This window comes from Serratia sp. JUb9 (assembly GCF_014298095.1).
Classification (GTDB): domain Bacteria; phylum Pseudomonadota; class Gammaproteobacteria; order Enterobacterales; family Enterobacteriaceae; genus Serratia_B; species Serratia_B rhizosphaerae.
This window is the reverse complement of the sequence record NZ_CP060416.1, coordinates 579,862-604,025: the sequence shown is the minus strand read 5'-3', so window position 1 is coordinate 604,025 and position 24,164 is coordinate 579,862. Positions and strand designations below refer to the sequence as shown.

Annotated in this window: 19 protein-coding genes, 1 tRNA gene and 3 pseudogenes; 9 read left to right on the top strand and 14 right to left on the bottom strand. The window is 58.3% G+C overall.

Features of this window, described 5'->3' with window-relative positions; translation table 11 throughout:
- The first annotated feature begins 40 nt into the window (after positions 1 to 40).
- On the top strand, positions 41 to 310 hold the full coding sequence (ubiK, locus tag HF675_RS02870) for a ubiquinone biosynthesis accessory factor UbiK (protein WP_105232675.1): 270 nt from the start codon (positions 41 to 43) through the stop codon (positions 308 to 310).
- Positions 311 to 377: 67 nt separating this feature from the next.
- On the opposite strand, the gene yjeH is transcribed toward ubiK, so the two are convergent.
- The 4 genes from yjeH to HF675_RS02850 form a co-directional block, all read right to left on the bottom strand.
- Positions 378 to 1,628 (bottom strand): L-methionine/branched-chain amino acid transporter, encoded by a 1,251-nt coding sequence (gene yjeH, locus HF675_RS02865; RefSeq protein ID WP_187044005.1) that lies wholly within the window; start codon positions 1,626 to 1,628, stop codon positions 378 to 380.
- Between the two features lie 66 nt (positions 1,629 to 1,694).
- Positions 1,695 to 3,125 (bottom strand): bifunctional D-glycero-beta-D-manno-heptose-7-phosphate kinase/D-glycero-beta-D-manno-heptose 1-phosphate adenylyltransferase HldE, encoded by a 1,431-nt coding sequence (gene hldE / locus HF675_RS02860; RefSeq protein WP_105232676.1) that lies wholly within the window; start codon positions 3,123 to 3,125, stop codon positions 1,695 to 1,697.
- A 79-nt stretch (positions 3,126 to 3,204) separates the two neighbouring features.
- A complete protein-coding gene (glnE, locus tag HF675_RS02855; RefSeq protein ID WP_187044004.1) occupies positions 3,205 to 6,048 on the bottom strand; it encodes a bifunctional [glutamate--ammonia ligase]-adenylyl-L-tyrosine phosphorylase/[glutamate--ammonia-ligase] adenylyltransferase in 2,844 nt (947 codons plus the stop codon).
- Positions 6,049 to 6,093: 45 nt separating this feature from the next.
- On the bottom strand, positions 6,094 to 7,401 hold the full coding sequence (locus tag HF675_RS02850) for an inorganic triphosphatase (protein ID WP_187044003.1): 1,308 nt from the start codon (positions 7,399 to 7,401) through the stop codon (positions 6,094 to 6,096).
- Positions 7,402 to 7,680: 279 nt separating this feature from the next.
- Here HF675_RS02850 and HF675_RS02845 point away from each other — a divergent pair, with 279 nt between their 5' ends.
- Together HF675_RS02845 and HF675_RS02840 are read left to right on the top strand one after the other, a co-directional pair.
- Positions 7,681 to 8,301, top strand: coding sequence for a TIGR04211 family SH3 domain-containing protein (locus HF675_RS02845; RefSeq protein WP_105233531.1), 621 nt, complete (start codon positions 7,681 to 7,683; stop codon positions 8,299 to 8,301).
- A gap of 111 nt (positions 8,302 to 8,412) precedes the next feature.
- Positions 8,413 to 9,645, top strand: coding sequence for a multifunctional CCA addition/repair protein (locus HF675_RS02840; protein ID WP_105232679.1), 1,233 nt, complete (start codon positions 8,413 to 8,415; stop codon positions 9,643 to 9,645).
- Positions 9,646 to 9,703: 58 nt separating this feature from the next.
- Here HF675_RS02840 and bacA read toward each other — a convergent pair whose 3' ends face one another.
- Together bacA and folB are read right to left on the bottom strand one after the other, a co-directional pair.
- Entirely contained in the window at positions 9,704 to 10,528 is an 825-nt protein-coding gene (gene bacA, locus HF675_RS02835) for an undecaprenyl-diphosphate phosphatase (RefSeq protein WP_105232680.1), read from the bottom strand.
- Between the two features lie 129 nt (positions 10,529 to 10,657).
- Positions 10,658 to 11,017, bottom strand: coding sequence for a bifunctional dihydroneopterin aldolase/7,8-dihydroneopterin epimerase (gene folB, locus HF675_RS02830; RefSeq protein WP_105232681.1), 360 nt, complete (start codon positions 11,015 to 11,017; stop codon positions 10,658 to 10,660).
- Positions 11,018 to 11,124: 107 nt separating this feature from the next.
- Between folB and plsY the strand changes: the two genes are divergently transcribed.
- Entirely contained in the window at positions 11,125 to 11,769 is a 645-nt protein-coding gene (plsY, locus tag HF675_RS02825; RefSeq protein WP_145961088.1) for a glycerol-3-phosphate 1-O-acyltransferase PlsY, read from the top strand.
- Positions 11,770 to 11,879: 110 nt separating this feature from the next.
- On the opposite strand, the gene tsaD is transcribed toward plsY, so the two are convergent.
- Positions 11,880 to 12,893, bottom strand: a complete 1,014-nt coding sequence (gene tsaD, locus HF675_RS02820) for a tRNA (adenosine(37)-N6)-threonylcarbamoyltransferase complex transferase subunit TsaD (RefSeq protein ID WP_105232683.1) — start codon at positions 12,891 to 12,893, stop codon at positions 11,880 to 11,882.
- 336 nt (positions 12,894 to 13,229) lie between these two features.
- Between tsaD and rpsU the strand changes: the two genes are divergently transcribed.
- The 3 genes from rpsU to rpoD all read left to right on the top strand — a co-directional run bounded on the left by rpsU (position 13,230) and on the right by rpoD (position 17,326).
- Complete coding sequence (gene rpsU / locus HF675_RS02815) at positions 13,230 to 13,445, top strand: 30S ribosomal protein S21 (protein ID WP_001144069.1); 216 nt, start codon at positions 13,230 to 13,232, stop codon at positions 13,443 to 13,445.
- Positions 13,446 to 13,578: 133 nt separating this feature from the next.
- Complete coding sequence (gene dnaG, locus HF675_RS02810; protein WP_105232684.1) at positions 13,579 to 15,330, top strand: DNA primase; 1,752 nt, start codon at positions 13,579 to 13,581, stop codon at positions 15,328 to 15,330.
- A 157-nt stretch (positions 15,331 to 15,487) separates the two neighbouring features.
- Positions 15,488 to 17,326 (top strand): RNA polymerase sigma factor RpoD, encoded by a 1,839-nt coding sequence (gene rpoD / locus HF675_RS02805; protein WP_105232685.1) that lies wholly within the window; start codon positions 15,488 to 15,490, stop codon positions 17,324 to 17,326.
- A gap of 45 nt (positions 17,327 to 17,371) precedes the next feature.
- Here the strand turns inward: rpoD and mug are convergent, their stop codons facing one another.
- Positions 17,372 to 17,866, bottom strand: coding sequence for a G/U mismatch-specific DNA glycosylase (gene mug, locus HF675_RS02800; RefSeq protein ID WP_111736329.1), 495 nt, complete (start codon positions 17,864 to 17,866; stop codon positions 17,372 to 17,374).
- Positions 17,867 to 18,012: 146 nt separating this feature from the next.
- On the opposite strand from mug, the gene HF675_RS02795 reads away from it, so the two are divergent.
- Positions 18,013 to 18,088: transfer RNA gene (locus HF675_RS02795), tRNA-Ile, on the top strand.
- A 148-nt stretch (positions 18,089 to 18,236) separates the two neighbouring features.
- Here HF675_RS02795 and HF675_RS23910 read toward each other — a convergent pair.
- From HF675_RS23910 to HF675_RS23740, 4 genes and pseudogenes are all read right to left on the bottom strand, one after another.
- A pseudogene (locus HF675_RS23910) lies at positions 18,237 to 18,553 on the bottom strand (RHS repeat-associated core domain-containing protein); the annotation flags it as partial.
- A gap of 113 nt (positions 18,554 to 18,666) precedes the next feature.
- Complete coding sequence (locus HF675_RS02785) at positions 18,667 to 18,903, bottom strand: hypothetical protein (protein ID WP_187044002.1); 237 nt, start codon at positions 18,901 to 18,903, stop codon at positions 18,667 to 18,669.
- Between the two features lie 25 nt (positions 18,904 to 18,928).
- Positions 18,929 to 19,183 carry a hypothetical protein gene (locus HF675_RS23745; RefSeq protein WP_255427326.1) on the bottom strand — a complete coding sequence of 85 codons (255 nt, stop codon included), beginning with the start codon at positions 19,181 to 19,183 and terminating at the stop codon, positions 18,929 to 18,931.
- 54 nt (positions 19,184 to 19,237) lie between these two features.
- Positions 19,238 to 19,327 (bottom strand): annotated as a pseudogene (locus HF675_RS23740) (RHS repeat-associated core domain-containing protein); the annotation flags it as partial.
- Between the two features lie 234 nt (positions 19,328 to 19,561).
- Here HF675_RS23740 and HF675_RS02775 point away from each other — a divergent pair.
- Positions 19,562 to 19,778, top strand: a pseudogene (locus HF675_RS02775) (SymE family type I addiction module toxin).
- A gap of 44 nt (positions 19,779 to 19,822) precedes the next feature.
- On the opposite strand, the gene HF675_RS02770 reads toward HF675_RS02775, so the two are convergent.
- Both HF675_RS02770 and HF675_RS02765 read right to left on the bottom strand, forming a co-directional pair.
- Positions 19,823 to 20,020 carry a hypothetical protein gene (locus HF675_RS02770; RefSeq protein WP_024143327.1) on the bottom strand — a complete coding sequence of 66 codons (198 nt, stop codon included), beginning with the start codon at positions 20,018 to 20,020 and terminating at the stop codon, positions 19,823 to 19,825.
- An 8-nt stretch (positions 20,021 to 20,028) separates the two neighbouring features.
- A complete protein-coding gene (locus HF675_RS02765; RefSeq protein WP_255427325.1) occupies positions 20,029 to 24,150 on the bottom strand; it encodes an RHS repeat-associated core domain-containing protein in 4,122 nt (1,373 codons plus the stop codon).
- Positions 24,151 to 24,164: the final 14 nt, after the last annotated feature.

The window sequence follows — 24,164 nt, the reverse complement described above, 5'->3', positions numbered from 1 at the left end:
ACACTAAACAACAGCCATTACATTCTGAAAGGGATACGCCATGATTGACCCGAAAAAAATTGAACAGATCGCACGTCAGGTGCATGAATCCATGCCAAAAGGCGTACGCGAATTCGGGGAAGACGTAGAGAAAAAAGTGCGTCAGGTTCTGCAGGCGCAACTGGGTCGTCTGGACCTGGTGAACCGTGAAGAGTTCGACGTGCAGACCCAGGTGCTGCTGCGCACCCGCGAAAAGCTGGCGCTGCTGGAACAGCGCATCGCCGATCTGGAAGGCAAGCAGGCCGGCGCGCCGAAACAGGAAGAAGAATAAGCCCGGCGCGGCAATCATCCGCCGCCACGCTTACCTGAACACGAGCGGGCTGACCTGGCTCAGCCCCTTATTGTTTCGCGCTTACTCTGGCCCGCCGCGGCAGCAGCAGCCAGATCAGCGCAAACATCGCCAGCGCATAGACGCTTTTCCAACCAATAATCACCAACAGCAGCACGCACAGCAGCGTCCCCACCAGCGCCATCAGCCGCGAACGGCCCGACAACAGCCGGCACCCTGCCAGCATGCACAACAGATAGATCAGCACAAAAATACCGTTGGCGTACACCAGCAGCGTATCCAGCGGCAGGCCCAGCATATAAATCAGCAAGGTGAATAACAGACAGCTGCCCACCACCAGCGTGAGGGCGTTTAGCGGCGTCTGTGCGGACGACAACCTGGCCAATGCGCTGTGCGGTTTGCTCTGCGCCTGCGACCACACCATTCTGGCAAAACTCTGGGTGTAAATATTCACGCTGGCGAAACAGGCCAGATAGCCGATAATACAGGCGACCCACAGCGCATGCTGCCCGAACAGCTGTACCACAATGCCCGGCAGCGAAGCCGCAGCCGCCTGATGTTCACCATAGGCATGGAAATGCAGCACCGCCACGGTGCCGCCCCAATACACCAGACCGGCCAGCAACATGCCAAGCAGCAGCGCGCGCGGGAAATCGCGCGCCGAGTTACGGAATTCGGTCGCCAGATGGGCAAAGGCCTCCAGCCCGACAAAACACCAGAACATCACCGCCAGCGCTCGGAACATATTGCCTGGCGCAACGTCCTCAAGCGCCGGCCACGGGATCTCAGCCGGTTCAATGTCGCCTTTCCACCAGATAGCGGCCACCAGCGCCACCACCAGCACGGCGATCAGCGTCTGAATATTGGCGCTGGAACCGGCGCTGCGCGTGCCGAGCAACCAGATAAGCAGCAGGGTGGCGATCTCGACCAGCAGCAGGCCACCGGCGCTCCAACCCAGCGTCGACTGCCAGAAGCCGGCGGCAATCTGTAAAGCGGCCGGCAGGCCGACCGGGATCACCGACAAAAACAGCCAGGCGGTAACCTTGCCCATACGGGGGCCGAACGCCATGCCGACAAAGTGAGCCGCGCCGCCGGCGCTGGGAAAGTGTCGCCCTAATGCCGCAAAGGTGATGGCAATGGGAAACACCAGCGCGATCAGCAGCGGCCAGGCCCACAGGCTGTCGCCCTGCGCCAGCTGCGCCGCCAGCGCCGGCACCGCAAACACGCCGGTACCCAATAACGAGGTGGACAGCAGCCCAACGCCCTGCACCAGCCCCAGTTCCTGCTTCAGTCCACTCACTGACAACCACCGTATTCAGCGGCGCGCGCATACGCAGCGCGCCTGAGATCGCGCTTACGCAGCGAATTAACCGCGTCCGTCTTTGATCGCTTTAATGATATTGGTGGTCGACAGGCCGTCTTCGAAATTCAGCACCTTCACCTCACCGCCGTTCGCCCACACTTCCTTGCTGCCGGCAATCTCTTCAGGCTTGTAGTCGCCGCCCTTCACCAGCAGATCCGGCAGGACGTCGGCAATCAGCCGCTGCGGCGTATCTTCTTCAAACGGCACCACCCAGTCGACCGCTTCCAGCGCACCCAGCACCACCATGCGATTTTCCAGCGCATTGACCGGCCGCGCTTCCCCTTTCAGACGTTTGGTGGAGGCGTCGCTGTTTACCGCGACGATCAGGCGATCCCCCAGCTTGCGCGCATTGGCCAGATAGGAGACGTGACCGGCGTGCAGAATGTCGAAGATGCCGTTGGTCATCACCACTTTTTCACCGCGCTGACGCGCCTGCGCCACCGCTTTTTTCAACTGTTCTTCGTTCATCACGCCAAAGCCGGTGTCGGCCCGGCCGCGGATGGCGTTTTCCAGTTCGATCGGCGCAACGGTCGAGGTGCCCAGCTTGCCGACCACCACGCCTGCGGCGGCGTTCGCCAGGAAACAGGACTCTTCCAGCGTATTGCCGGCGGCCAGCGCAGCCGCCAGCACGCCGATCACCGTGTCGCCGGCGCCGGTGACGTCAAACACTTCCTGTGCCTGCGTCGGCAGATGCAGCGGTTCACGCCCCGGCTGCAGCAACGTCATGCCGTGCTCGGAACGGGTGACCAGCAGCGCGGACAGCTCAAAATCCTTCACCAGCTGCATGCCGCGCTCGACCAGTTGCTCTTCGCTGCTGCAATGGCCCACCACCGCTTCAAATTCGGACAGGTTCGGCGTCAGCAGCGTAGCGCCGCGATAACGCTCAAAATCCGTACCTTTCGGGTCGATCAGCACCGGCACTTTGGCCGCCCGCGCCAGTTGGATCATCCCCTGCACCTGACTGAGCGCGCCCTTGGCGTAATCGGACAGCACCAGCGCGCCGATCTGCGGCAGCGCCTGCTGAATGCGCTCCAGCATCGGCTGCGGGTCCACATTGGAGAAGCCTTCTTCAAAATCCAGGCGAATCAGCTGCTGGTTACGCGACAGGATGCGCAGTTTAGTGATGGTCGGATGCGTCGGCACCGAGACAAAATCACAGCGCACGTTGACTTCATCCAGTTTGGCGTTCAACGCCCGCGCCGCATCATCGATGCCGGTCAGGCCCACCAGACGCGAATTGGCGCCGAGCGAGGCGATGTTCATCGCAACGTTAGCCGCACCGCCGGGACGCTCTTCAATCGTATCTACCTTGACCACCGGCACCGGGGCTTCCGGTGAAATACGGCTGGTCGGCCCATACCAATAGCGATCCAACATGACATCGCCAACCACCAGCACACCGGCGCGGCGAAAATCAGGCAGCGTAACTTTCATCCGATAACTCCAAACAGGTCATAAATTTAATGGCGCCGATATTATCACAGACCTCGCTAATACCGGCATAAAGGTAATTTTACCGCTGGCCCAGCCAGCGGTGCCAACTGGCACGCACCTGCTCCCGCTCAGCGGTGAACTGCTCACTGCTGACTTTGCCGGAGTGTTCCTGCAGCGCCAGATGGTGGATCTCATCGCGCATCGCGACATAGGCCTGCGTCAGCGCGGCGGCCTCGTCTTCGGCCATGATGTCGTAATTCGCCATCAGCTCGAAAATCCGCACGTTGTCTGACCAACGGGTCAGGCGCGCTTCATTCGCGGCATAGCGTAAGACCAGATATTGCGCGATAAATTCGATATCGGTGATGCCACCTTCATCGGTTTTGATATCAAACAGTTCGCGCCGCTTGTTGGCGAGGTGGCTGCGCATCTTCTCGCGCATTTCCCGCACTTCCTGACGCAGGGTGTCAGCATCACGCGGCTGACAGAGAATATCGCGGCGAATGGCGTCAAAACGCTGCTGCAGCGCCGTATCGCCGTACACGATGCGCGCCCGCACCAACGCCTGATGCTCCCAGGTCCATGCTTCATGCTGCTGGTACTCGGCGAAGGCGTCGATGGTGCTGACCAGCATGCCGGCCGCGCCGGAAGGGCGCAGACGCGCATCCACCTCATACAGAATGCCGGACGAGGTGCGGGTGCTGAACAGATGCATTACCCGCTGCGCCAGCCGCAGATAAAACTGGCGGCCGTCGATGCTGCGCGCGCCGTCGGTCATCACCTCCGGCGGGCAGTCCAGCAGGAACACCAGATCGAGATCGGAACTGTAGCCCAGCTCCCAGCCGCCCAGTTTGCCATAGCCGATCACGGCAAAGCCGCGCCCTTCGCGCTCATGCAAATGCGTCGGCTGGCCATAGCGCGCCAGCATATCGTTCCACGCCTGCTGCACCACCGCGTCGATAATCGCCTCCGCCAGGTAAGTTAAGTGATCGCTCACTTTCATTACCGGCAGCGCACCGGCAATATCGCCGGCGGCGATACGCAACTGCTGCGCCTGTTTAAACTGGCGCAGCGCTTCCAGCCGCTGCTCTTCATCCTCTTCCGGCACCCGCAGCAGATACTGCCGCAGCTCGCTGCGGTAGGCGTCCGGCGCCACCGGCTGATACAGCGTATTGGTATCGAGCAGCTCGTCCAGCAGCAGCGGATAACGCGCCAGCTGGCTGGCCACCATCGGCGAGGCGGCGCACAGGCGAATCAGATGGCTCAGGGCCGCCTGATACTCCACCAGCAGTTCGAGGTAGGTGGTGCGGGTCACGATGCTCAGCAGCAACTGGGTCAGCCGCGCCAGCGCGGTCGGCGCATCGCTGCGCGGGCACACTTCCGCCAACAGGCGCGGCATCAGTTGATCCAGCACCTCGCGGCCGCGCGGGCCGATGGTGCGTTTATCGACGTCCTGACGGAAATCGGCGAGGGTGCGCAGCATCATGCGGCGCTCTTCTTCGCCAAGGTGCGGCGTCAGCGGTGCGATCTCCTGTTCATCCAGCGCATCCAGCCACAGGCCGGCGAAGTGCTGGCACTGCGGATCGTCCTCCGCATCCGGGCCGTCATCGCCAATCAGGTCGTCAAACACCGCCCTTACCGCCCGCATATGCGCGTCCAGTCGGGTCAACAGCGCCGGCCAGTCGGCCAGCCCCATGCCCCAGGCCAGCCGCGTCTGATCGAGCGCATCCTGCGGCAGCGTCTGGGTTTGCTGGTCGGCGATGGCCTGCAGCAGATTTTCCAGCCGGCGTAAGAACAGATAGCCGGCGCCAAGCTCCGCGACCTGCGCTTCCGGCAGCAGCCCCAGTTCCCCTATCGCCTGCAGCGTCGGCAGCAGCGCGCGTCCCTGCAGCGATGGCTCGCGTCCGCCGCGGATCAGCTGGAAAACCTGGGTGATAAACTCGATTTCGCGAATGCCGCCGGCACCCAGTTTGATGTTGTCTTTTAACCCGCGCCGCCGCACCTCACGGGCAATCATGCTTTTCATATTGCGCAGTGACTGAATCACGCTGAAATCGATATAGCGGCGGAATACAAACGGCCGCAGCATACCGCGCAGCTCCGCGCTGTAAGGATCGTCGAAACCGCCCATCAGCCGCGCCTTAACCATCGCGTAGCGTTCCCAGTCGCGCCCCTGTTCCTGATAGTAATCCTCCAGCGCGGCAAAGCTCATTACCAGCGGGCCGCTGTCGCCGAACGGGCGCAGGCGCATATCCACCCGATAGACAAAACCGTCGATGGTGTGCTGATCCAGCGCCTTGATCAGCCGCTGCCCAAGGCGGGTAAAAAACTGGGCATTATCCAGCTGGCGGCGACCGCCCACGGTCTGGCCGTTTTCCGGATAGGCGAAAATCAGGTCGATATCAGAGGAGAAATTCAGCTCGCCGCCGCCCAGCTTGCCCATGCCCAGCACCAGCAGCGGCTGCGGAACGCCGTCGGCATTGCACGGCGTGCCCCATTCACGACAGCAGGTTTGGTACAGCCAGTCGCGCGCGCTGACGATCAGCGTTTCCGCCAGCGCGCTCAGCTGCTGCAGGGTCTGTTCAGTACTGCAAAGATTCAGCGCCTGCGCCCAGGCAATACGCACCAGCGTTTCCCGCCGGAACAGACGCAGCTCGCGCATCAGCGCCGCTTCATCGTTCACCTCGTCCAGCACGTCCTGCAGCCAGGCCGCATAATGCTGGCATTCATCCGCCGCCGGCGGCTGCTGACGCAGCGTCGTCAGCCACTCCGGATGATTCAACAGCGTATCGCTGATGAAATCGCTCGACGCCAGAGCCTGTTGCTCCCGCTCGTCAAACACCCATTCGCTACCGTTAACTTCCTGAAAGCGCTGCACAACCTGCTTTGCCTGCGCCTGTAATGTGACTGAAAGTGGCGACATGCTGAATGCCCCTGATAACGGCCCGCCGGCGACAGGCCTGAATAATTAACGAACCGCGCCGTTTAGCCAAAATGGCGCATGAGATAAAGCCTGTTTGCGGCAGCTTTCGTACCAGCCCTGACGGCGCGCGGACAGCGACGCCAGCAGCTCGCGCCAGCCGTTCAGATAAGGTTCGGACACCTCATCGGCATAAGCGCCGGACAGCAGCGTCAAGGCCGCCAGCTGCCGTTTCAGGCGCGGCAGCTGCTCCTGATACTCATCGTCGCTCAGAGGACGGTTAAAGCCCTCTTTCAGATCGGCGGCGCTGCGCCCCAGCATAATGTCGCAAAAGCGTTTAAATGAACCATCCAGCTTTGCCTGCGCCTTGGCATCAATAAACGCGCGCCACGCGCCGCTGACCAGCCACGATGTGAGCGCCAACTTACACTGTAGGTAAACCGGGCTGTAGCACAGCGTCTGCGCCTCGGCCTCCGGCGCCTCCAGCAGCGGCTCCAGCTCGGACAGGCGGCTGCGCAACCCGGCGCTGGCCTTGCGCGGCACCAAACCACCGAACACCACCAGCGTCTGGCGTATCAGCACCAGCGCATCCACAATCGCCTGCCGCGCCGCTGCGTCACCGCGCAGCCACAGCTCTTCGTGATATTGCCAATGGTCGAGCGCCAGTTCAAAACCGGCGATCATGCCCTGCTCAACGCTGGCCTTGGCCGGCGCGTGCAATACCGGCAAAGGACGAACCTCACGCGCCGCTGCGCCCTGCGCCAGGTAATAGCCGCGCGCCGCCTTGCTCAGGCTGCCCTGACGCAGCCCGCCCTGTTGCGCCAGCTCGGCCGCCAGCAGCAAAACGTCCTGCGTATTGCCCTGTTGCAGCTCCAGCTCGATTTCGCAAATGGCTTCAGTCAGCTCCCCCGCCCGCACTTCACCCTGATCCAGCCCTACCTCAATCTGGCTTTGGTTGTAAGTAACCACCCACTTTTCACGGACAAAATCAGTGCGGAACAGCGGTTGCAGCTGCTGCTGCAGCGCCTCGACGTCGCAGCCCTGCGGCCAAATATCCGCCGGCAGCTGTGACAATGCCAACTCCGGCGTAGCGATGGCGACGTTGTACTCCGGGCGCTGGTGCAGACCGCCGACCACCGAACCTGCGGTTTTCAGCGTCATTTCATACCGGTCGTCAAAGCCGCGAATGCGCAGCCCCATATCGTGGCGACGCAGGAAATTATCGGCGGTTTCAAAGTAAATATTGGTTAACCGCTGCGGCGCGCTGTGTTGATGCGGCCAGGCCGCCATCTGCGCGGGCAGCGCGGCAACCGCCTGCGGCGTGGCAATAAATTTCAGTTCAATTTCAACGGTCATAAGATTTTTACACCAATAAGTTAGGTATTCGCGTCGCTCTTCGCGGCGGATGCGGTGTTAAACCTGCTCCGTCCGGCGACGTGCGGTAATAATTATCTTACCGCGATTCCCCGCTTCTGAACCCTGTTGAGTGCAGAAAAAACCTGTTATGTTATAGAACGATGCGCAACCCGCGGAATTTGCAGTACTCAGGACGAGCTCATTCCGGTTTTCCCGTTGCGTCAACGGACTGGAATCTCTACTATCGTTCCATAAATTCCTACAGAAACGATGAAAAAAATGCAGACATTACGCCTAATTTTCCTCGCCCTGCTGAGTCTCAGCATCACTTGGGGCGCACATGCCGAAGATAAACGCTATATCTCCGATGAACTGAACACCTACGTACACAGCGGCCCGGGCAACCAATACCGCATTGTCGGCACGCTGAATACCGGCGATGAAGTCACGCTGCTCAGCGTGAATGACAGCACCAAATACGGGCAAATCCGTGATGCCAAGGGCCGTACCGTATGGATCCCGCTTAACCAGCTCAGTAATACGCCGAGCCTGCGCACCCGCGTGCCGGAACTGGAGCAGCAGGTGCAGACCCTGACGGACAAGCTGACCAATATTGATAATAGCTGGAACCAGCGCACGGCAGACATGCAGCAGAAAGTTGCCGCCAGCGACAGCATCATCAGCGGTCTGCAGGAAGAGAATCAGGCGCTGAAAAATCAGCTGCAGGTGGCCCAGAAGAAGGTGAACGCGGTAAATCTGCAGCTTGACGACAAGCAGCGCACCATTATTCTGCAATGGTTTATGTACGGCGGCGGCGTAGCCGGCATCGGCCTGCTGCTCGGCCTGCTGTTGCCACATCTGCTGCCACGGCGTAAAAATAACAATCGCTGGATGAACTAACGCCTCATCGCAGCCTGAAAGGTCGCCACGGCGGCCTTTTTTATTGGCGCGGCAGCACGCGCTCAATTCATGTAATCTGATAGTGAATGTGTTAACTGCAGGAGTACGACAGTGAAAATTTACCTGGTTGGCGGCGCGGTGCGCGACAGCCTGCTGGAACTGCCGGTGGTCGACCGCGACTGGGTGGTGGTCGGCGCAACGCCGGAACAGTTGCTGGCGCAGGGCTACCAGCAGGTCGGTAAAGATTTTCCGGTCTTTCTCAACCCGCAAACCCATGAGGAATATGCGCTGGCGCGCACCGAGCGTAAATCCGGCCATGGCTATACCGGCTTTATCTGCCATGCCGCCCCCGATGTGACGCTGGAAGAGGATCTGCTGCGCCGCGATCTGACCATTAACGCCATTGCACAAACCACCGACGGCGAACTGGTCGATCCTTATCACGGCGTTGACGATCTGAAGGCCCGCGTGCTGCGCCACGTTTCGGCGGCATTTGGCGAAGATCCGCTGCGCGTCTTGCGCGTCGCGCGTTTTGCCGCCCGCTTTGCCCATCTCGGCTTCACCATTGCGCCGGAAACCGCCGCGCTGATGCGCCAGATGGCCGACAGCGGCGAGCTGGCGTCACTGACCGCCGAGCGCGTCTGGAAAGAGACGGAGAAAGCGTTACAAAGCCGCAGCCCGCAGGTCTATTTCCAGGTGCTGCGCGACTGCCATGCGCTGGGCGTGCTGTTTCCGGAAATCGACGCGCTGTTCGGCGTCCCCGCGCCGGAGAAGTGGCACCCGGAAATCGACACCGGCATCCATACGCTGATGACGCTGGCGCTCGCCGCACGACTCAGCCCGGAGATTGACGTGCGCTTTGCCGCGCTGTGTCACGATCTCGGCAAGGGGCTGACGCCCAAAGAATACTGGCCGCACCATCACGGCCACGGCCCGGCCGGCGTGCGTCTGGTCGAGGCCATGTGTCAGCGCTTGAGAGTGCCGAACCCGCTGCGCGATCTGGCCAAATTGGTGGCCGAATATCACGATCTCATCCATACGGTAAATAAGCTGCGGCCGGAAACGCTGCTCAAGCTGTTTGACGCCATCGACGTCTGGCGTAAACCGCAGCGGCTGGAGCAAATCATTCTGACCAGCGAGGCCGATGCGCGCGGCCGCACCGGTTTTGAGGAGCAGCCGTACCCGCAGGGTGACTACCTGCGGGAAGCCTATCGGGTTGCCAACGACGTATCGGTCAAAGAAGTGGTGGCCAGCGGCCTGCAGGGCCCGGCGATTCGCGAGGAAGTGCAGCGCCGCCGCCGGCAGGCGCTGGCAACCTGGAAAGCGGCGCAGCCCCAGCCGTAACGGCCATAAAAAAACCCCGCAGTGCGGGGTTTTTTATTACCGACTGTCGACCTGCGGTTTACATAAACACCACGTATACCGCCGCCGCAACGATAAAGCGGTAAATGGCAAACGGCACAAACGAAATACGTTTGATCAGCGTCAGGAAGGTTTTAATCGCTACCAGCGCCACCACAAAGGCGGTGACAAAGCCGACGGCAAACATCGGCAGATCCGCTAGCGTCAGGAAGTGCAGGCTCTTGTACAGGTCCAGACCGCTGGCGCCGATCATCATCGGCACGGCGAGGATAAAGGAGAACTCGGAAGCCGCATAGCGGCTGACGCCGACCAGCATGCCGCCGGAGATGGTCGCCCCGGAGCGCGAGAAACCCGGCCACAGCGCCAGACACTGGAAACAGCCGATCATAAACGCCTGACGGTGGGTGATATCGTCCAGCCCGACCGCGCGCGGTTTTTTCGGCTTCAGCCACTCCGCCGTCAGCAGCAGCACACCGCCGACCACTAACGCATACATCACGTTTTTCGGCTCGAACAGTGATTTGATCACCTCATGGAACAGCAGCCCCAGCACTACCGCCGGCGCCATTGCCAGCAGAATGTGAGTCAGCTTCAGGTGGCCCGGCGTATGCCCTTCGTGCGCCACCGGCTTGCCGCCGAAGTGAATGCCGATCAGGCCGAACAGACGACGCCAGAACATCACCACCACCGCCAGGATAGAACCTAACTGGATGATAACCTCGAAGGTTTTCGCCTTATCGCCGGTAAAGCCCAGCCACTCGCCCACGATAATCATGTGCCCGGTTGAAGACACCGGCAGGAATTCCGTTAATCCCTCTACTACCCCAAGAACAAATGCCACAAACAGTGAATGCATGTCCGCCATGTGCGCGCTTACCCCACAATTCTTCCGCTATAAACATAAAAAAGCGGCAGTGCTTAAGACATTGCCGCTAAAACAATTCTGCGTTTCAGACCACGTTAGCGGCCTTTCGTTGCATCAGCATGACATTTATCACGCCGGACGCTGGCCTCGTTCAATCACAACGCCAACCCGGCTGGCCTGCGCCACCGCGCCCGGCTTGCTGACCTTAATACGGACCCATGGGGATTTAAAGCGCTGGAGTAATATTTCGGATATTTCCTCTGCCACGCGTTCCACCAGCGCAAAACGCCCGGATTCAACGTGTTGGATCACCGCTTCGCTGATATCGGCATAGCTCAGGCAGTCGTTGACGTCATCACTGGCGGCGGCCTTGCGGTTATCCCAGCCCATTTCGATATCGAACACCAGCTTCTGGCGAATCGTTTGTTCCCAATCATAAACGCCAATGGTGGCGATTACGGTAAGTTCCTCAATAAATACGATATCCATCACGTCATTCTCTGTTTTTGGCCTTGCCGGATACCACTTCCAGCGGAATATGCGTATTATCCATAGATGTTGAGATTAAAACGACCATTATTAAACGGAACCGCGTTATGAGTGCTACCGCGCTTGGCATGATTATCTTCGCGTATCTGTGTGGCTCCATCTCCAGCGCGATCCTGGTTTGCCGGATCGCCAGGCTGCCAGATCCGCGCGAGCATGGCTCAGGAAACCCCGGGGCGACCAACGTCCTGCGTATCGGCGGCCGCGTTGCAGCGGCGGCGGTGCTGGTGTTTGACATTCTGAAAGGGATGTTGCCGGTATGGCTGGCGTATAAACTCAACGTGCCGCCGCTCTATCTGGGGCTGACGGCGATTGCCGCCTGCCTGGGCCATATCTATCCGGTATTCTTCCATTTCCGCGGCGGCAAGGGCGTCGCCACCGCCTTCGGCGCCATTGCCCCCATCGGCTGGGACCTGACCGGGCTGATGACCGGCACCTGGCTGCTGACCGTGCTGCTCAGCGGCTACTCCTCGCTGGGGGCGATCGTCAGCGCGCTGATTGCGCCCTTCTATGTCTGGTGGTTCAAACCGCAGTTTACCTTCCCGGTGGCGATGCTCTCCTGCCTGATTCTGATGCGTCATCACGACAATATCCAACGCCTGTGGCGCGGGCAGGAAGGGAAAATATGGAAGAAATTCCGCAAGAAAAAAGGCGATGATGCGGCGGACGCCGACAAGCCGGAAGATTCACAATAAACAGGGGCCGGATTATCCGGCCCCTGTTTAGGTTGATAACAAAGTCGTTGATGGCCCGAGATACCCGGGCCTAGCGTAACGAGGGGCATTATGGGATGCATCCCTGCGGCTTATACCGCCGGCAGCTCCGCCAGCGGCCAGCGCGGCCGCACCGATACGCTCAGTTCAGGATTGGCGCCGTTTTTCAGCCGCACCATGCCGGCATAGGCAATCATCGCGCCGTTGTCGGTGCAAAACTCCGGACGAGCGTAAAACACTTCGCCGCCGCGCTTTTGCATCATCTCGGCCAGTTTCGCCCGCAGGGTGCGGTTAGCGCTGACGCCGCCGGCCATCACCAGACGCTTAAAGCCGGTTTGCTCCAGCGCGCGTTTGCATTTAATCGCCAGCGTATCCACCACCGCATCCTCAAACGCGCGGGCGATATCGGCGCGGGTTTGCGCATCGTCGCCGTTGCCGCGAATGGTGTTGGCGGCAAAGGTTTTCAGGCCGGAGAAGCTGAAATCCAGTCCCGGACGATCGGTCATCGGCCGTGGGAAGGTAAAGCGCCCCGCCTGCCCCTGCTGCGCCATTTTCGACAGCATCGGCCCGCCGGGATAGTCCAGCCCCAGCAGTTTGGCGGTTTTATCAAACGCTTCACCCGCCGCATCGTCAATCGACTCGCCCAGCAGGGTATATTCGCCGATGCCGGTCACGCTGATAAGCTGGGTATGACCGCCCGATACCAGCAACGCCACAAACGGGAACGCCGGCGGGTTGTCTTCCAGCATCGGCGCCAGCAGGTGGCCTTCCATATGATGCACCGGCACCGCCGGCACGTTCCAGGCGAACGCCAGCGAACGCCCGATGGTGGCGCCGACCAGCAGCGCGCCCACCAGGCCGGGGCCGGCGGTATAGGCGACGCCATCAATATCCGCCGCGCTCAGGTTCGCTTCCTTTAACGCCGCCTGAATCAGCGGCACGGTTTTGCGCACGTGATCGCGTGACGCCAGCTCCGGCACCACGCCACCGTAATCGGCATGCAGCTTCACCTGGCTGTACAATTGATTGGCTAATAAACCGGCCCGATCGTCATACACTGCGATTCCGGTTTCATCGCAGGACGTTTCTATACCCAGTACTCGCATTACCTTTCCCATCATTCACGTGCGGCCGCCAGTTTAGCACAATCGCCGCGATTTTCTGCCAGCCGTGGGCGCTTTGCCGTCGCCGTGATGCTATGTCGCTGATTCTCTCGAAAAATGTGTCGGCAATTAAAAGCGGGCATTTTTTTCTGATTAGTCTATAATCAGCGGCCGACGCAAAATTGCGCAGCTTGATTCGGATAGCGCCCGCCGGCGGACGGCTTTCTCTTTGAGTTGATGCTTTACAAAGCAGCATCCATTGGAGTAAAATTCCGCACCATTTTGAAAAGGCTGGCGCTTGGCCAGCAGCAAACCGAATTCTATTGAGGTGAGAGGCACATGCCGGTAATTAAAGTACGTGAAAACGAGCCATTTGACGTTGCTCTGCGTCGTTTCAAGCGTTCATGCGAAAAAGCAGGCGTTTTAGCTGAAGTTCGTCGTCGTGAGTTTTATGAAAAACCAACTACCGAACGCAAACGCGCTAAAGCTTCCGCTGTGAAACGTCACGCGAAGAAACTGGCTCGCGAAAACGCACGCCGCACTCGTCTGTATTAATCCTTCGGGGGTAACCCCGCCGCGTGATTTTTTCTTTCTCAAGAACACGCAGACCGAGTAGTTGCATACGAAGGCCGTGCTTTCCGAAAGGAATGCGCGGCTTGTTCTCGTTTATAGGCACGAACCGAGGCTTATGGCTGGACGAATCCCGCGTGTATTTATCAATGACTTGCTGGCGCGCACCGACATCGTCGATCTGATCGACGCACGGGTGAAGCTGAAGAAGCAGGGCAAAAACTATCACGCGTGCTGCCCATTCCACCACGAGAAAACGCCTTCGTTCACCGTTAACGGCGAAAAACAGTTTTATCACTGTTTTGGTTGTGGTGCGCACGGTAACGCCGTCGACTTCCTGATGAATTACGACAGGCTTGAGTTTGTCGAAACCATCGAGGAACTGGCGACCATGCACGGGCTGGAAGTGCCTTATGAGGCAGGCTCCGGGCCAACCCAGATCGAACGTCATCAGCGGCAAAGTCTTTATCAACTGATGGAACAGCTCAGCACGTTCTATCAACAGTCACTGAATCAACCGAATGGCAAGCAGGCGCGTGATTACCTGCAGCAGCGCGGCTTAAGTGACGACGTTATCCGCCATTTCGCCATCGGTTTCGCCCCCGCCGGCTGGGATAACGCATTAAAACGTTTTGGTCGCGAGCGCGACGGCCGCACCGCATTGAACGATGCCGGCATGTTGGTGACTAACGATCAAGGGCGTTCTTACGACCGTTTCCGTGAACGCGTCATGTTCCCTATCCGTGATAAACGCGGACGGGTGATTGCCTTCGGCGGTCGCGTACTCGGCGACGGTATGCCGAAGTACCTGAACTCGCCGGAAACCGAAGTATTCCATAAAGGCCGACAGTTATACGGCCTGTATGAAGCACAGCAGAGCCACCCCAAGCAGCTGCAGCGCTTGCTGGTGGTGGAAGGCTATATGGACGTGGTGGCGCTGGCGCAGTTCGGCATCGATTATGCTGTCGCCTCGCTCGGCACCTCGACCACGGCGGAACACATTCAGCTGATGTTCCGCGCCACCGACAACGTGGTCTGCTGCTATGACGGCGACCGGGCCGGCCGCGAGGCAGCCTGGCGCGCGCTGGAAACCGCGCTGCCCTATCTGAATGACGGGCGCCAGCTGCGCTTTATGTTTTTACCTGACGGCGAAGACCCGGATACGCTGGTGCGTCAGGAGGGCAAGGCAGCTTTCGAACAACGGATGGAGCAGGCGCAGCCGCTTTCCACTTTCCTGTTCGAAACTCTGCTGCCGCAGGTTGACCTGAGCAGCCCGGACGGGCGCGCCAAGCTGAGCGCGCTGGCGCTGCCGCTGATTAGCCAGGTGCCCGGCGAAACGCTGCGTCTTTATCTGCGCCAGCAGCTTGGCAACAAGCTGGGGCTGCTGGATGACAGCCAGCTCGACAAATTGATGCCCAAACAGGCTGAAAACGCCAATACTTATCAGGCGCCCCAGCTAAAACGCACAACCATGCGTATACTGATAGGGTTATTGGTGCAAAATCCGCAGCTCGCCGCGCTGGTGCCGTCGCTGGACGGGCTGGAGCAGACCAAGCAGGCGGGCCTGCCGCTGTTTGTCGAACTGGTGCAAACCTGCTTGTCGCAGCCGGGATTGACCACCGGGCAGCTTCTGGAGCTGTATCGCGACAACAAATTCAGCCAGCAGCTTGAAACTCTGGCCACATGGAACCATATGATCGTTGAGGATATGGTTGAACAACATTTTATTGACACGCTAACGAATCTTTACGACTCAGTGCTGGAACAGCGGCAGGAAGAGCTGATTGCCCGTGACAGAACCCACGGCCTGAATACAGCAGAGCGTCAGGAACTGTGGTCATTACAGTTGGCGTTAGCGAAGAAAAACTGAATACCAAACGGCTTAAGTGCCGCTAAAAGCGAGGGCAAAGCCCTGCAATATGCTGCCATAGTGGGCCGCGGCAATAACAAAAACGCCCCAAATGCTATTGTTGGCGGTTTCGCCGACCGACACCAACCCAAATACTCTGAAGTGTGGATACCGTCTTATGGAGCAAAACCCGCAGTCACAGCTTAAGCTACTTGTCACCCGTGGTAAGGAGCAAGGCTATCTGACCTATGCTGAGGTCAATGACCATCTGCCGGAAGATATCGTCGACTCCGATCAGATCGAAGACATCATCCAGATGATTAACGACATGGGCATCCAGGTGATGGAAGAAGCGCCGGACGCCGATGACCTGTTGCTTGCTGAAAACTCAAACAACACCGATGAGGATGCTGAAGAAGCGGCTGCTCAGGTGCTCTCCAGCGTTGAGTCCGAGATTGGCCGCACCACTGACCCGGTACGTATGTACATGCGTGAAATGGGTACCGTTGAACTGCTGACGCGCGAAGGCGAAATCGACATCGCCAAGCGCATCGAAGACGGTATTAACCAGGTACAGTGCTCGGTGGCCGAATACCCGGAGGCCATCACCTATCTGCTCGAACAGTACGATCGCGTTGAAGCGGGCGAATCTCGCCTGTCCGATCTGATCACCGGCTTCGTCGATCCGAACGCGGAAGAGGACCTTGCGCCGACCGCCACCCATATCGGTTCTGAGCTGTCGACCGAAGAGCAGGACGATGACGACGACGATGATGACGACGACGACGATTCCGAAGACGATAACAGCATCGATCCGGAAGTCGCCCGTCAGAAGTTCTCCGAACTGCGCGAGCAGTACGAAGCGACGCGTCAGGTGATCAAGGCCAACGGCCGCAGCCATGCCAAGTCTGCAGAAGAGATTCTGAAGCTGTCCGAAGTCTTCAAACAGTTCCGCCTGGTGCCTAAGCAGTTCGACTTCCTGGTCAACAGCATGCGCACCATGATGGACCGCGTACGCACCCAGGAACGCATCATCATGAAGATGTGCGTTGAGCAGTGCAAAATGCCGAAGAAAAACTTCGTCACGCTGTTTGCCGGCAACGAAACCAGCGATTCCTGGTTTGAAGCCGCGCTGGCGATGGCCAAGCCATGGTCGGAAAAGCTGAAAGACGTCGCCGAAGACGTGCAGCGCAGCCTGCAGAAACTGCGCCAGATCGAAGAAGAAACCGGTCTGACCATCGAGCAGGTCAAGGATATCAACCGCCGCATGTCCATCGGCGAAGCCAAGGCGCGCCGCGCCAAGAAAGAGATGGTTGAGGCCAACCTGCGTCTGGTTATTTCTATCGCCAAGAAATACACCAACCGCGGTCTGCAGTTCCTCGATCTGATTCAGGAAGGCAACATCGGCCTGATGAAGGCGGTAGACAAGTTTGAATACCGTCGCGGCTATAAGTTCTCGACCTACGCCACCTGGTGGATCCGTCAGGCAATTACCCGCTCCATCGCCGACCAGGCGCGCACCATCCGTATTCCGGTGCATATGATTGAGACCATCAACAAGCTCAACCGTATTTCACGCCAGATGCTGCAGGAAATGGGCCGCGAGCCGACGCCGGAAGAGCTGGCTGAACGCATGCTGATGCCGGAAGACAAAATCCGCAAAGTGCTGAAGATCGCCAAAGAGCCGATCTCCATGGAAACGCCGATCGGTGATGATGAAGATTCACATCTGGGCGATTTCATCGAGGACACCACCCTCGAGCTGCCGTTGGATTCCGCCACCTCGGAAAGCCTGCGTTCCGCAACGCACGACGTGCTGGCTGGCCTGACCGCGCGTGAAGCGAAAGTACTGCGTATGCGTTTCGGTATCGATATGAACACCGACCACACGCTGGAAGAAGTGGGTAAACAGTTCGACGTTACCCGCGAACGTATCCGTCAGATCGAAGCGAAGGCGCTGCGTAAGCTGCGCCATCCGAGCCGCTCTGAAGTGCTGCGCAGCTTCCTGGACGACTAATCTGTCCATGTAAATAAAAAAACCCCGGCATGCCGGGGTTTTTTATTATCTGTTTTCCAACGCCGACGCCAGCTGACGATAGCTGTCCGTCAGCGACTCCAGCGTCGCACGGTTAAGCCCGCTGGGATTAGGCAGCACCCACACCTCGGTATCGCCAATCATCAGCGCCTGTCGCCCCCAGCTCACCTTGCGGATGCCGAAGGCATCGCTGAACGCCTGTTTGCCGAGAATCGCCAGTGCGCGCGGCTGACAGCGCAGAATTTTATCGCTTAACGCCTCACCGCCATGGCGCAGTTCCTCACGCGCCAACTCGCTGGCCGCCACCGTCGGACGCGCAACCAGCGCCGTAATGCCGCAGCCGTATTCCTGCAGCTGCTGCCACTCCTCCGGCGCCAGCTGGCGGGCGGTAAACCCCGCCAGATGAATCACCTTCCAGAAACGGTTGCTGGCATTGGCAAACGGATAGCCGCGGTGGGCGGAAGAAAGGCCGGGATTGATGCCACAAAACACCACCCGCAGATGGGGCGCCAGAAGTTCCATAATGTCGACGGTCCTTAGCAAGTCATAGCGTTGGTTATCGCAAAATCCGTCAGCAATTACAACAGGCTACAGCTGTGTATAAAAGCACCACACAACATTCTGCCTGTAGACCTGCGCTATCCCCTACCGTATAATCCTTGCCGCATGGCCCCTTAGCTCAGTGGTTAGAGCAGGCGACTCATAATCGCTTGGTCGTTGGTTCAAACCCAACAGGGGCCACCAGAATTTATATTTAGAATCATACGATTAAGCCACCTTTCACGGTGGCTTTTTTGTTGCTTACATTACAGCGGCGATAAAACGGCGATAGTATTTTTAGCGGTTAAGCCCGGTAAGCAGAACCACATTAATGGGTCTTCCACAAGCTCACTCCCCAACAACCAATCGGATCCTGACTGATATAGCTCCCGGTCTGCGGATCGTAGTAGCGGTAGCGGTTATAGTGCAGCCCCGTTTCCACATCAAAGTACTGCCCCTGGAAGCGCAACGGGTTGGCCACCCGGTCTGCATGCACCACCCCCGGCTCACCCCAGACCCCGCATTGTTCCGACCACACCAGCCCGCCCTGCACATCGGTCAGCCGCACCGGCGCACCGGCGCACCGTTCGGGTCACAGTGGTAGTGGTAGCTGCTGCGTACCCCCTCCTGCTGCGTCAGCAGTGCAGACGGGCGGAAGCTGCTAGGGTATTACATTACTGTTGAAACTAATAAACTTATTACCTAACTGCTGATTCTATTTTAATAAAAAGAAAACTTGTAAAAATACGGATTAATTAATATAGCGACTCCGGTTCACAGTGTTATTTTTTAACAAAGTCAATTAAATCATCAAATTTCATCTCTACATCCGGATACTCATTATCCTCAGCATAATATTCTATTAATACACACCTAGATGAAAAATCATAAGTAATGTAAACAAGATTTAATCTAATTTCTTTACTCTCTTCCATCAGAATATTGTTGATGATTATTTTTTTTATTTTTTCACTGTTAGATATTGATTCAGTTAACGCATCTAATGTGTGTTTTTTCATAGTTTCGCCTCTAATTTTATTTCATTCATAAAGGAAATACTGTTCTTACCCAACCTTTTGAGTCAATAAATAATTTTATTGTTTTTGTTGTCTTGCCATCAAGGTTTGTTCCTATATCTCTGGAAAATTTATAAATCAGCTCTTTACCATTAGAAGATAAAGTCCCTTTTTCTAAAGCCTCATTGATATATTTAGTTATTTTCTTTGGACTATTTGTTAAGAATTTACTTGTACTTTCCTGGAGTGCATCTTTAGCATGCCCACTTAAAATATGCTTCATAACTGACATCTCTCCCTCTTTATATTTAAATTTCTTTTGAGGGTTAAATGTAGGAGAACAACTTAGACCAAGAGGGTCGATCCAACCCAGCGGATTCGGCGCATAGGCATAGAGGTTTATCCCACCTTCTAACCCAATCGGGTCAGGACAGCGAATCTACCTAATCGGTGGATCGTACTATCGATTTTGTTCGTACATTCCAGAAACCACCGCATCGTAGTTCACACACTACCGCCATACCCTGATAAATCAAGCTATCTGCACAAGACTTATTTTGCCTTATAATCAGCATATTAGACACAAAATATCATATCCAAAATCCGTCACCACTACAAAGTCGGCTACGTCAGCGCCCGTCACTACAACAGCAAAACCTACATGACCACAGCACCCCAGTCTGCACCTTAAAGGCGACTGGCTGAAAGAGGCGGGCCTTGAGACCGGGCGCGGCGTGACCGTGAAGGTTTCACAGGGGTGCATTGTGCTGATGGCGGATAATAACGAGACGCAGGCGCTGCGCGAGCAGCTTTATCAGGCTAAACAGGTGGTTAAGGGAATTAAAGACGGGGTATTTAGTGTACTTAACGAGAGTTAAATAATAAAAATCCGGGAAGATAAAAATATCTTCCCGGATTGCGTCTATAACTGGATAGGTTTGTAATTCATTATCCTATCAGCTATTTCTTCAGCACTAAGATCCTCTTGAAATATATAATTAACTGCCTGAGGATCTGCAACACTTCTACAAAGTAAGTCAATATCATCATCAGCTTCTTCTTCAGTGCCTTCGCTACGCTGAATTTTTTCAATTAACTCTATAAGCTCTTGTCTTTTCATATGAATACTCAAAAATGGTAAGTGCGATCTAGTATATCAAGATGATATCTTGGAGTAACAATTAATATATTATCAACATCATAAACACCACCACCATGTTGGATCGGCGTTCTGTGATGAAGAACATAAGATCTATTTTTCCCATTCCACTGAGAATTATGTGCTATTGGAGCTTTACCGCCTTTCATTCTGGAAATATTAGAAGGGCTAAATTGTCGAGAAAGATGAGTATCATTAGCTACTTCTTTCCAGAAACTCTCTCTGAAATCGTCAAAAGATTTAAATTGACGCCCTCGTAATTTATCAGCAACAGAGGATGGGAATAAACCTGCATTGCCATGAGAGCCCTTTAACCATTTTCCATTTATGTTGCTGCCTTTGCCTGAAGCAACTCCAGCCTCACATCTAGCAAGACCTAATGGATCGATCCATGTGAGGGGATTTGGAGCATAAGCATATAGGTTTAACCCACCCGCCAGCCCAATCGGATCCTGACTGATATAACTCCCGGTCTGCGGATCGTAGTAGCGGTAGCGGTTATAGTGCAGCCCCGTTTCCACATCAAAGTACTGCCCCTGGAAGCGCAACGGGTTGGCCACCCGGTCTGCATGCACCACCCCCGGCTCACCCCAAACCCCGCATTGTTCCGACCACACCAGCTCGCCCTGTACGTCGGTCAGCCGCACCGGCGCGCCGTTCGGATCGCAGTGGTAGTGGTAACTGCTGCGTACCCCGTCCTGCTGCGTCAGCAGCGCGAACGGCCGGAAGCTGCCGGGGTAGTAAACGTATTCCCGCAGATTGTTAAAGAGCGCCGCCTGCCGCTTCTCTCGCTGCAGCCGGCCGGCCACGTCGTACAGCGCCAATGGATGCAGCGGTTCGCCGCCCGGCTCCGCCACCTCTGCCAGCAGTGCATCGCCCTGCCAGTAGAACCAGCGGCTCTCCGTCGCCGTCTGTTTGCCAATCCGCCGACCCAGCCCGTCGTAGGCATAGTGCGTGACCGACTCGCCCTGATGCACCGCCACCAATTGCTGGCTCTCATCCCAGACAAAGTCCTGCCGGCTGCCGTCAGTATAGCGCCGCTGCCGCAGGTTGCCCGCACGGTCAAACACGTAGCGCGTATCATTGTGCCAGCCCTCGCGGAACCACCCTTCCGCCGTCTCGTTCACCGCCCGCACCGTCAGCGCCAGCCGGTTGCCCGCCGCGTCATGCATAAACCGCCGCACCCGCTCCGCCGGGTCAACGTGCGCCAGCAGCCGTCCCACCGCGTCATACTGGTAGCGGTCTACGCCCCAGCCACTGTCCTCCCGCGACGTCATGTTGCCCTGCAGGTCGTAACGATAGCCGGTCGAGAACAGCGGCAGTTCATCCTGCAGCGTGCGTTGGGCGGTTAGCCGCCCCTCGCCGTCATACGTCAGCTCGCGCACCAGCCCTGCCCCGAGCTGCTCCCGGCACAGCCGGCCCGCCGCGTCATAGCCCAGCGCCACCGGCGCATCGTCATTCAGCCCTATCGCCGCCAGCTGCCCCGTCGTGCTCCAGCTGAACGCCACCCGGTGTCCGCCGTCGCTCTCACGCAGAATACGCTGCCCGGCGTCATTGTAGTGGTGCCGCAGCGTAAAGCCGTCCTGCGACTCCGCCAGCAGCCGGCCCGCCGCGTCGTAGCGCCATGCCAGCTGCCGCCAGCGGTTCTCGCACTGCGTCAGCTGCCCGTCGGCAGCATAGCGGTAGCGCGTAAGCAGCGTGTCGCCGCTGCGTTTTTCCTGCAGCCGTCCCGCCCGGTCGTACGCGTACGTCAGCGTGCCCCCCAGCGCATCGGTGCGCTGTAACAGGCTGCCGACCGCATCCCAGCGGTAGCCGGTCGCCTGCCCCCAGTAGTCACGCTCCTCCGTCACCCGCCCCAGTGCGTCACGCTGCAGCTGCCACGCCTGCCCCAGCGGGTTCACCACCGCCGTCAGCTGGTCCTCGGTATCATACTGGTACGCCACCCGCTCGCCGTCCGCCGTCTGACACTCCGTCACCATTCCGGTGCCGTTATAGCGCAGCCGCGTCTCACGACCCGCCTCATCCCGGTAGCATACCGGCTGATCTTCGCGATCGTAGTCGATCGCCACCTGTGCGTCCGATGCGGACAGCTGCGCCGTCAGCCGATCCTTCGCATCATACTCATAGCGGGTCTGCTGCCCCAGCGCATCGGTTTTCAGCCGCAGGTTGCCGCGCACGTCAAAGCGCAGCTGCAACGTCCCGCTCTGATTACTCGTCACCCGCTGCGGGAAGCCGTAGCGATCATACTCCAGCGTCTGCCGTTCGCCGTCGGCCCCCAGATATTCCTCCGGCTGCCCCGTCGCATCATAGCGATAACGCCGGGTCACACCGGTCGGATCGCTCTGCGACAGCAGGTTGCCCCGCGCATCGTACGTCATCTGCCACTGCGCGCCGTTCTCGTCGACCAGCGTCTCCGGCTGCGCCAGTGCGTTATACTCCAGGCTCAACCGGCTGCCGTCCGGCCCGATCTCCGCCGCGATCTGCCCCTGCGGGTCGTACTCCCACTGATAGCGTCGCCCGTCCGCCTGCGTCACGCTCAGCGGCCGGCCCAGATCGTCATAGGTAAACACCGTGTTACCACCCAGTGGGTCGATCTCGCTAATCGGTAACCCGCCGCTGTCGAAGCGGATATACGAGGTATGGCCGAGCGAGTCGGTGACCGCCACTTCATTGAGCACATCGTGATAGACAAAGCGATAATCATACAGCCCGCCGTCGCCCCAGGCGTGCACCACCCGCCAGTCGGCATCGTAGTCATAATAGAAGCGCTGGCCGTTGCGGTCCTGGTGCTGCGTCATGTGCCGGCGCTGATAGCCGAAACGCCGCGCCGCCCCCAGCGCATCAATCTGCGCCGCCAACTGCCCCTCGCCATCATACTCATAGCGGGTCAGCGGCGAGTAGGCGTCGTTGGCCGCCTCATACAGGCGCATGGCGATGATGCGCCCGCGCTCGACGGTAACATGCACCTCGCGCCCGGTCGTCGCCGCGCCGGCGTACTCCGCCAGCCGAGTCAGCTGCCCCTGCCGGCGCACAAACTGCCAGCGGTTGCCGTTGCGGTCGCCCAGCGCCGCCAGCGGCATCGCGTCACCGTCGTCGTCGTCAAAATGATGCTGCACGCCGTCGTTGTCTTCGTAGATCCAGCGTCGCTGCCGTTCCTCCTGCTGCCACCACAGCCGCCCGCCATCCGGCAGGCCCACCACCGCGTGCTCGCGCCCCGGTAACGTCGGCAGGTCACCAAAGGCGGTCATGCCCGCCGGTCGGATCAGCAGCATCAGCCCGTCGGCATCGCGCGTCAGGCTGATATCCGCCGGCGTCGCCCAGCCGTAGCCGCAATAACCGGCCTCATCGATATCCGCCGACGAATAGCTGCGCACCCAGGAGAGCGGCATCCGCCCCGGCAGCAGGAAGTCCTGATGCTCCAACGCCACGCTACCGTCGCGGATATCCACCGGCTCGGCCCGCAGCACCTTGCACTTGAGAAAGCCGGGGTCCATGTTTTTAAACAGCTTCTGGCGCAGCGCCTGAAACTTCTTCATAAACTTGCCGTAACCGGCGCTTTTTTTGAGTTTTTTCAGCCCTTTGCCGAGGCCGAACAGGCCGGCACGCATCAGCATTGCCGTCACGTTGATGGTAGACGGCCCGCCGACTGTCACCCGGCTGGGGATCGCCAGGTTGAGGGTCAGCGGCATCGTCAGCGACAGCGGTTTGGGCTCGGCGGCGCGCTTCGGACGGAACGGTGGCATCATACCGAGCATGTTGCAGCTCAGCACCGGCATGGTCATCCGTGCGAAAGGCTCGCCGTCCACCCGCACCGTGCGGCTGCCCATAAACAACTCGTCGTCATTCAACTGCGGGCCGCCCGGTACGCGCAGCGGCGGCAGCCACGGGCCGCCGATCGGGATATGCACCGCCATGCCGCCGGTACCGGCGCTGGCGCGCTTGATGCCGTTGACGTTCACCGTGGTGCCGATAATCGGAATATAGTCAAAGACGTCGAACACCAGGCCGATATGCGGCGTCGGCAGCGGCCCGAACGGATAGGTATGGATATCGATCCCCAGCTGGGGGTCAAAGTGTGAACTGGAATGCATCGGTTATACCCTCC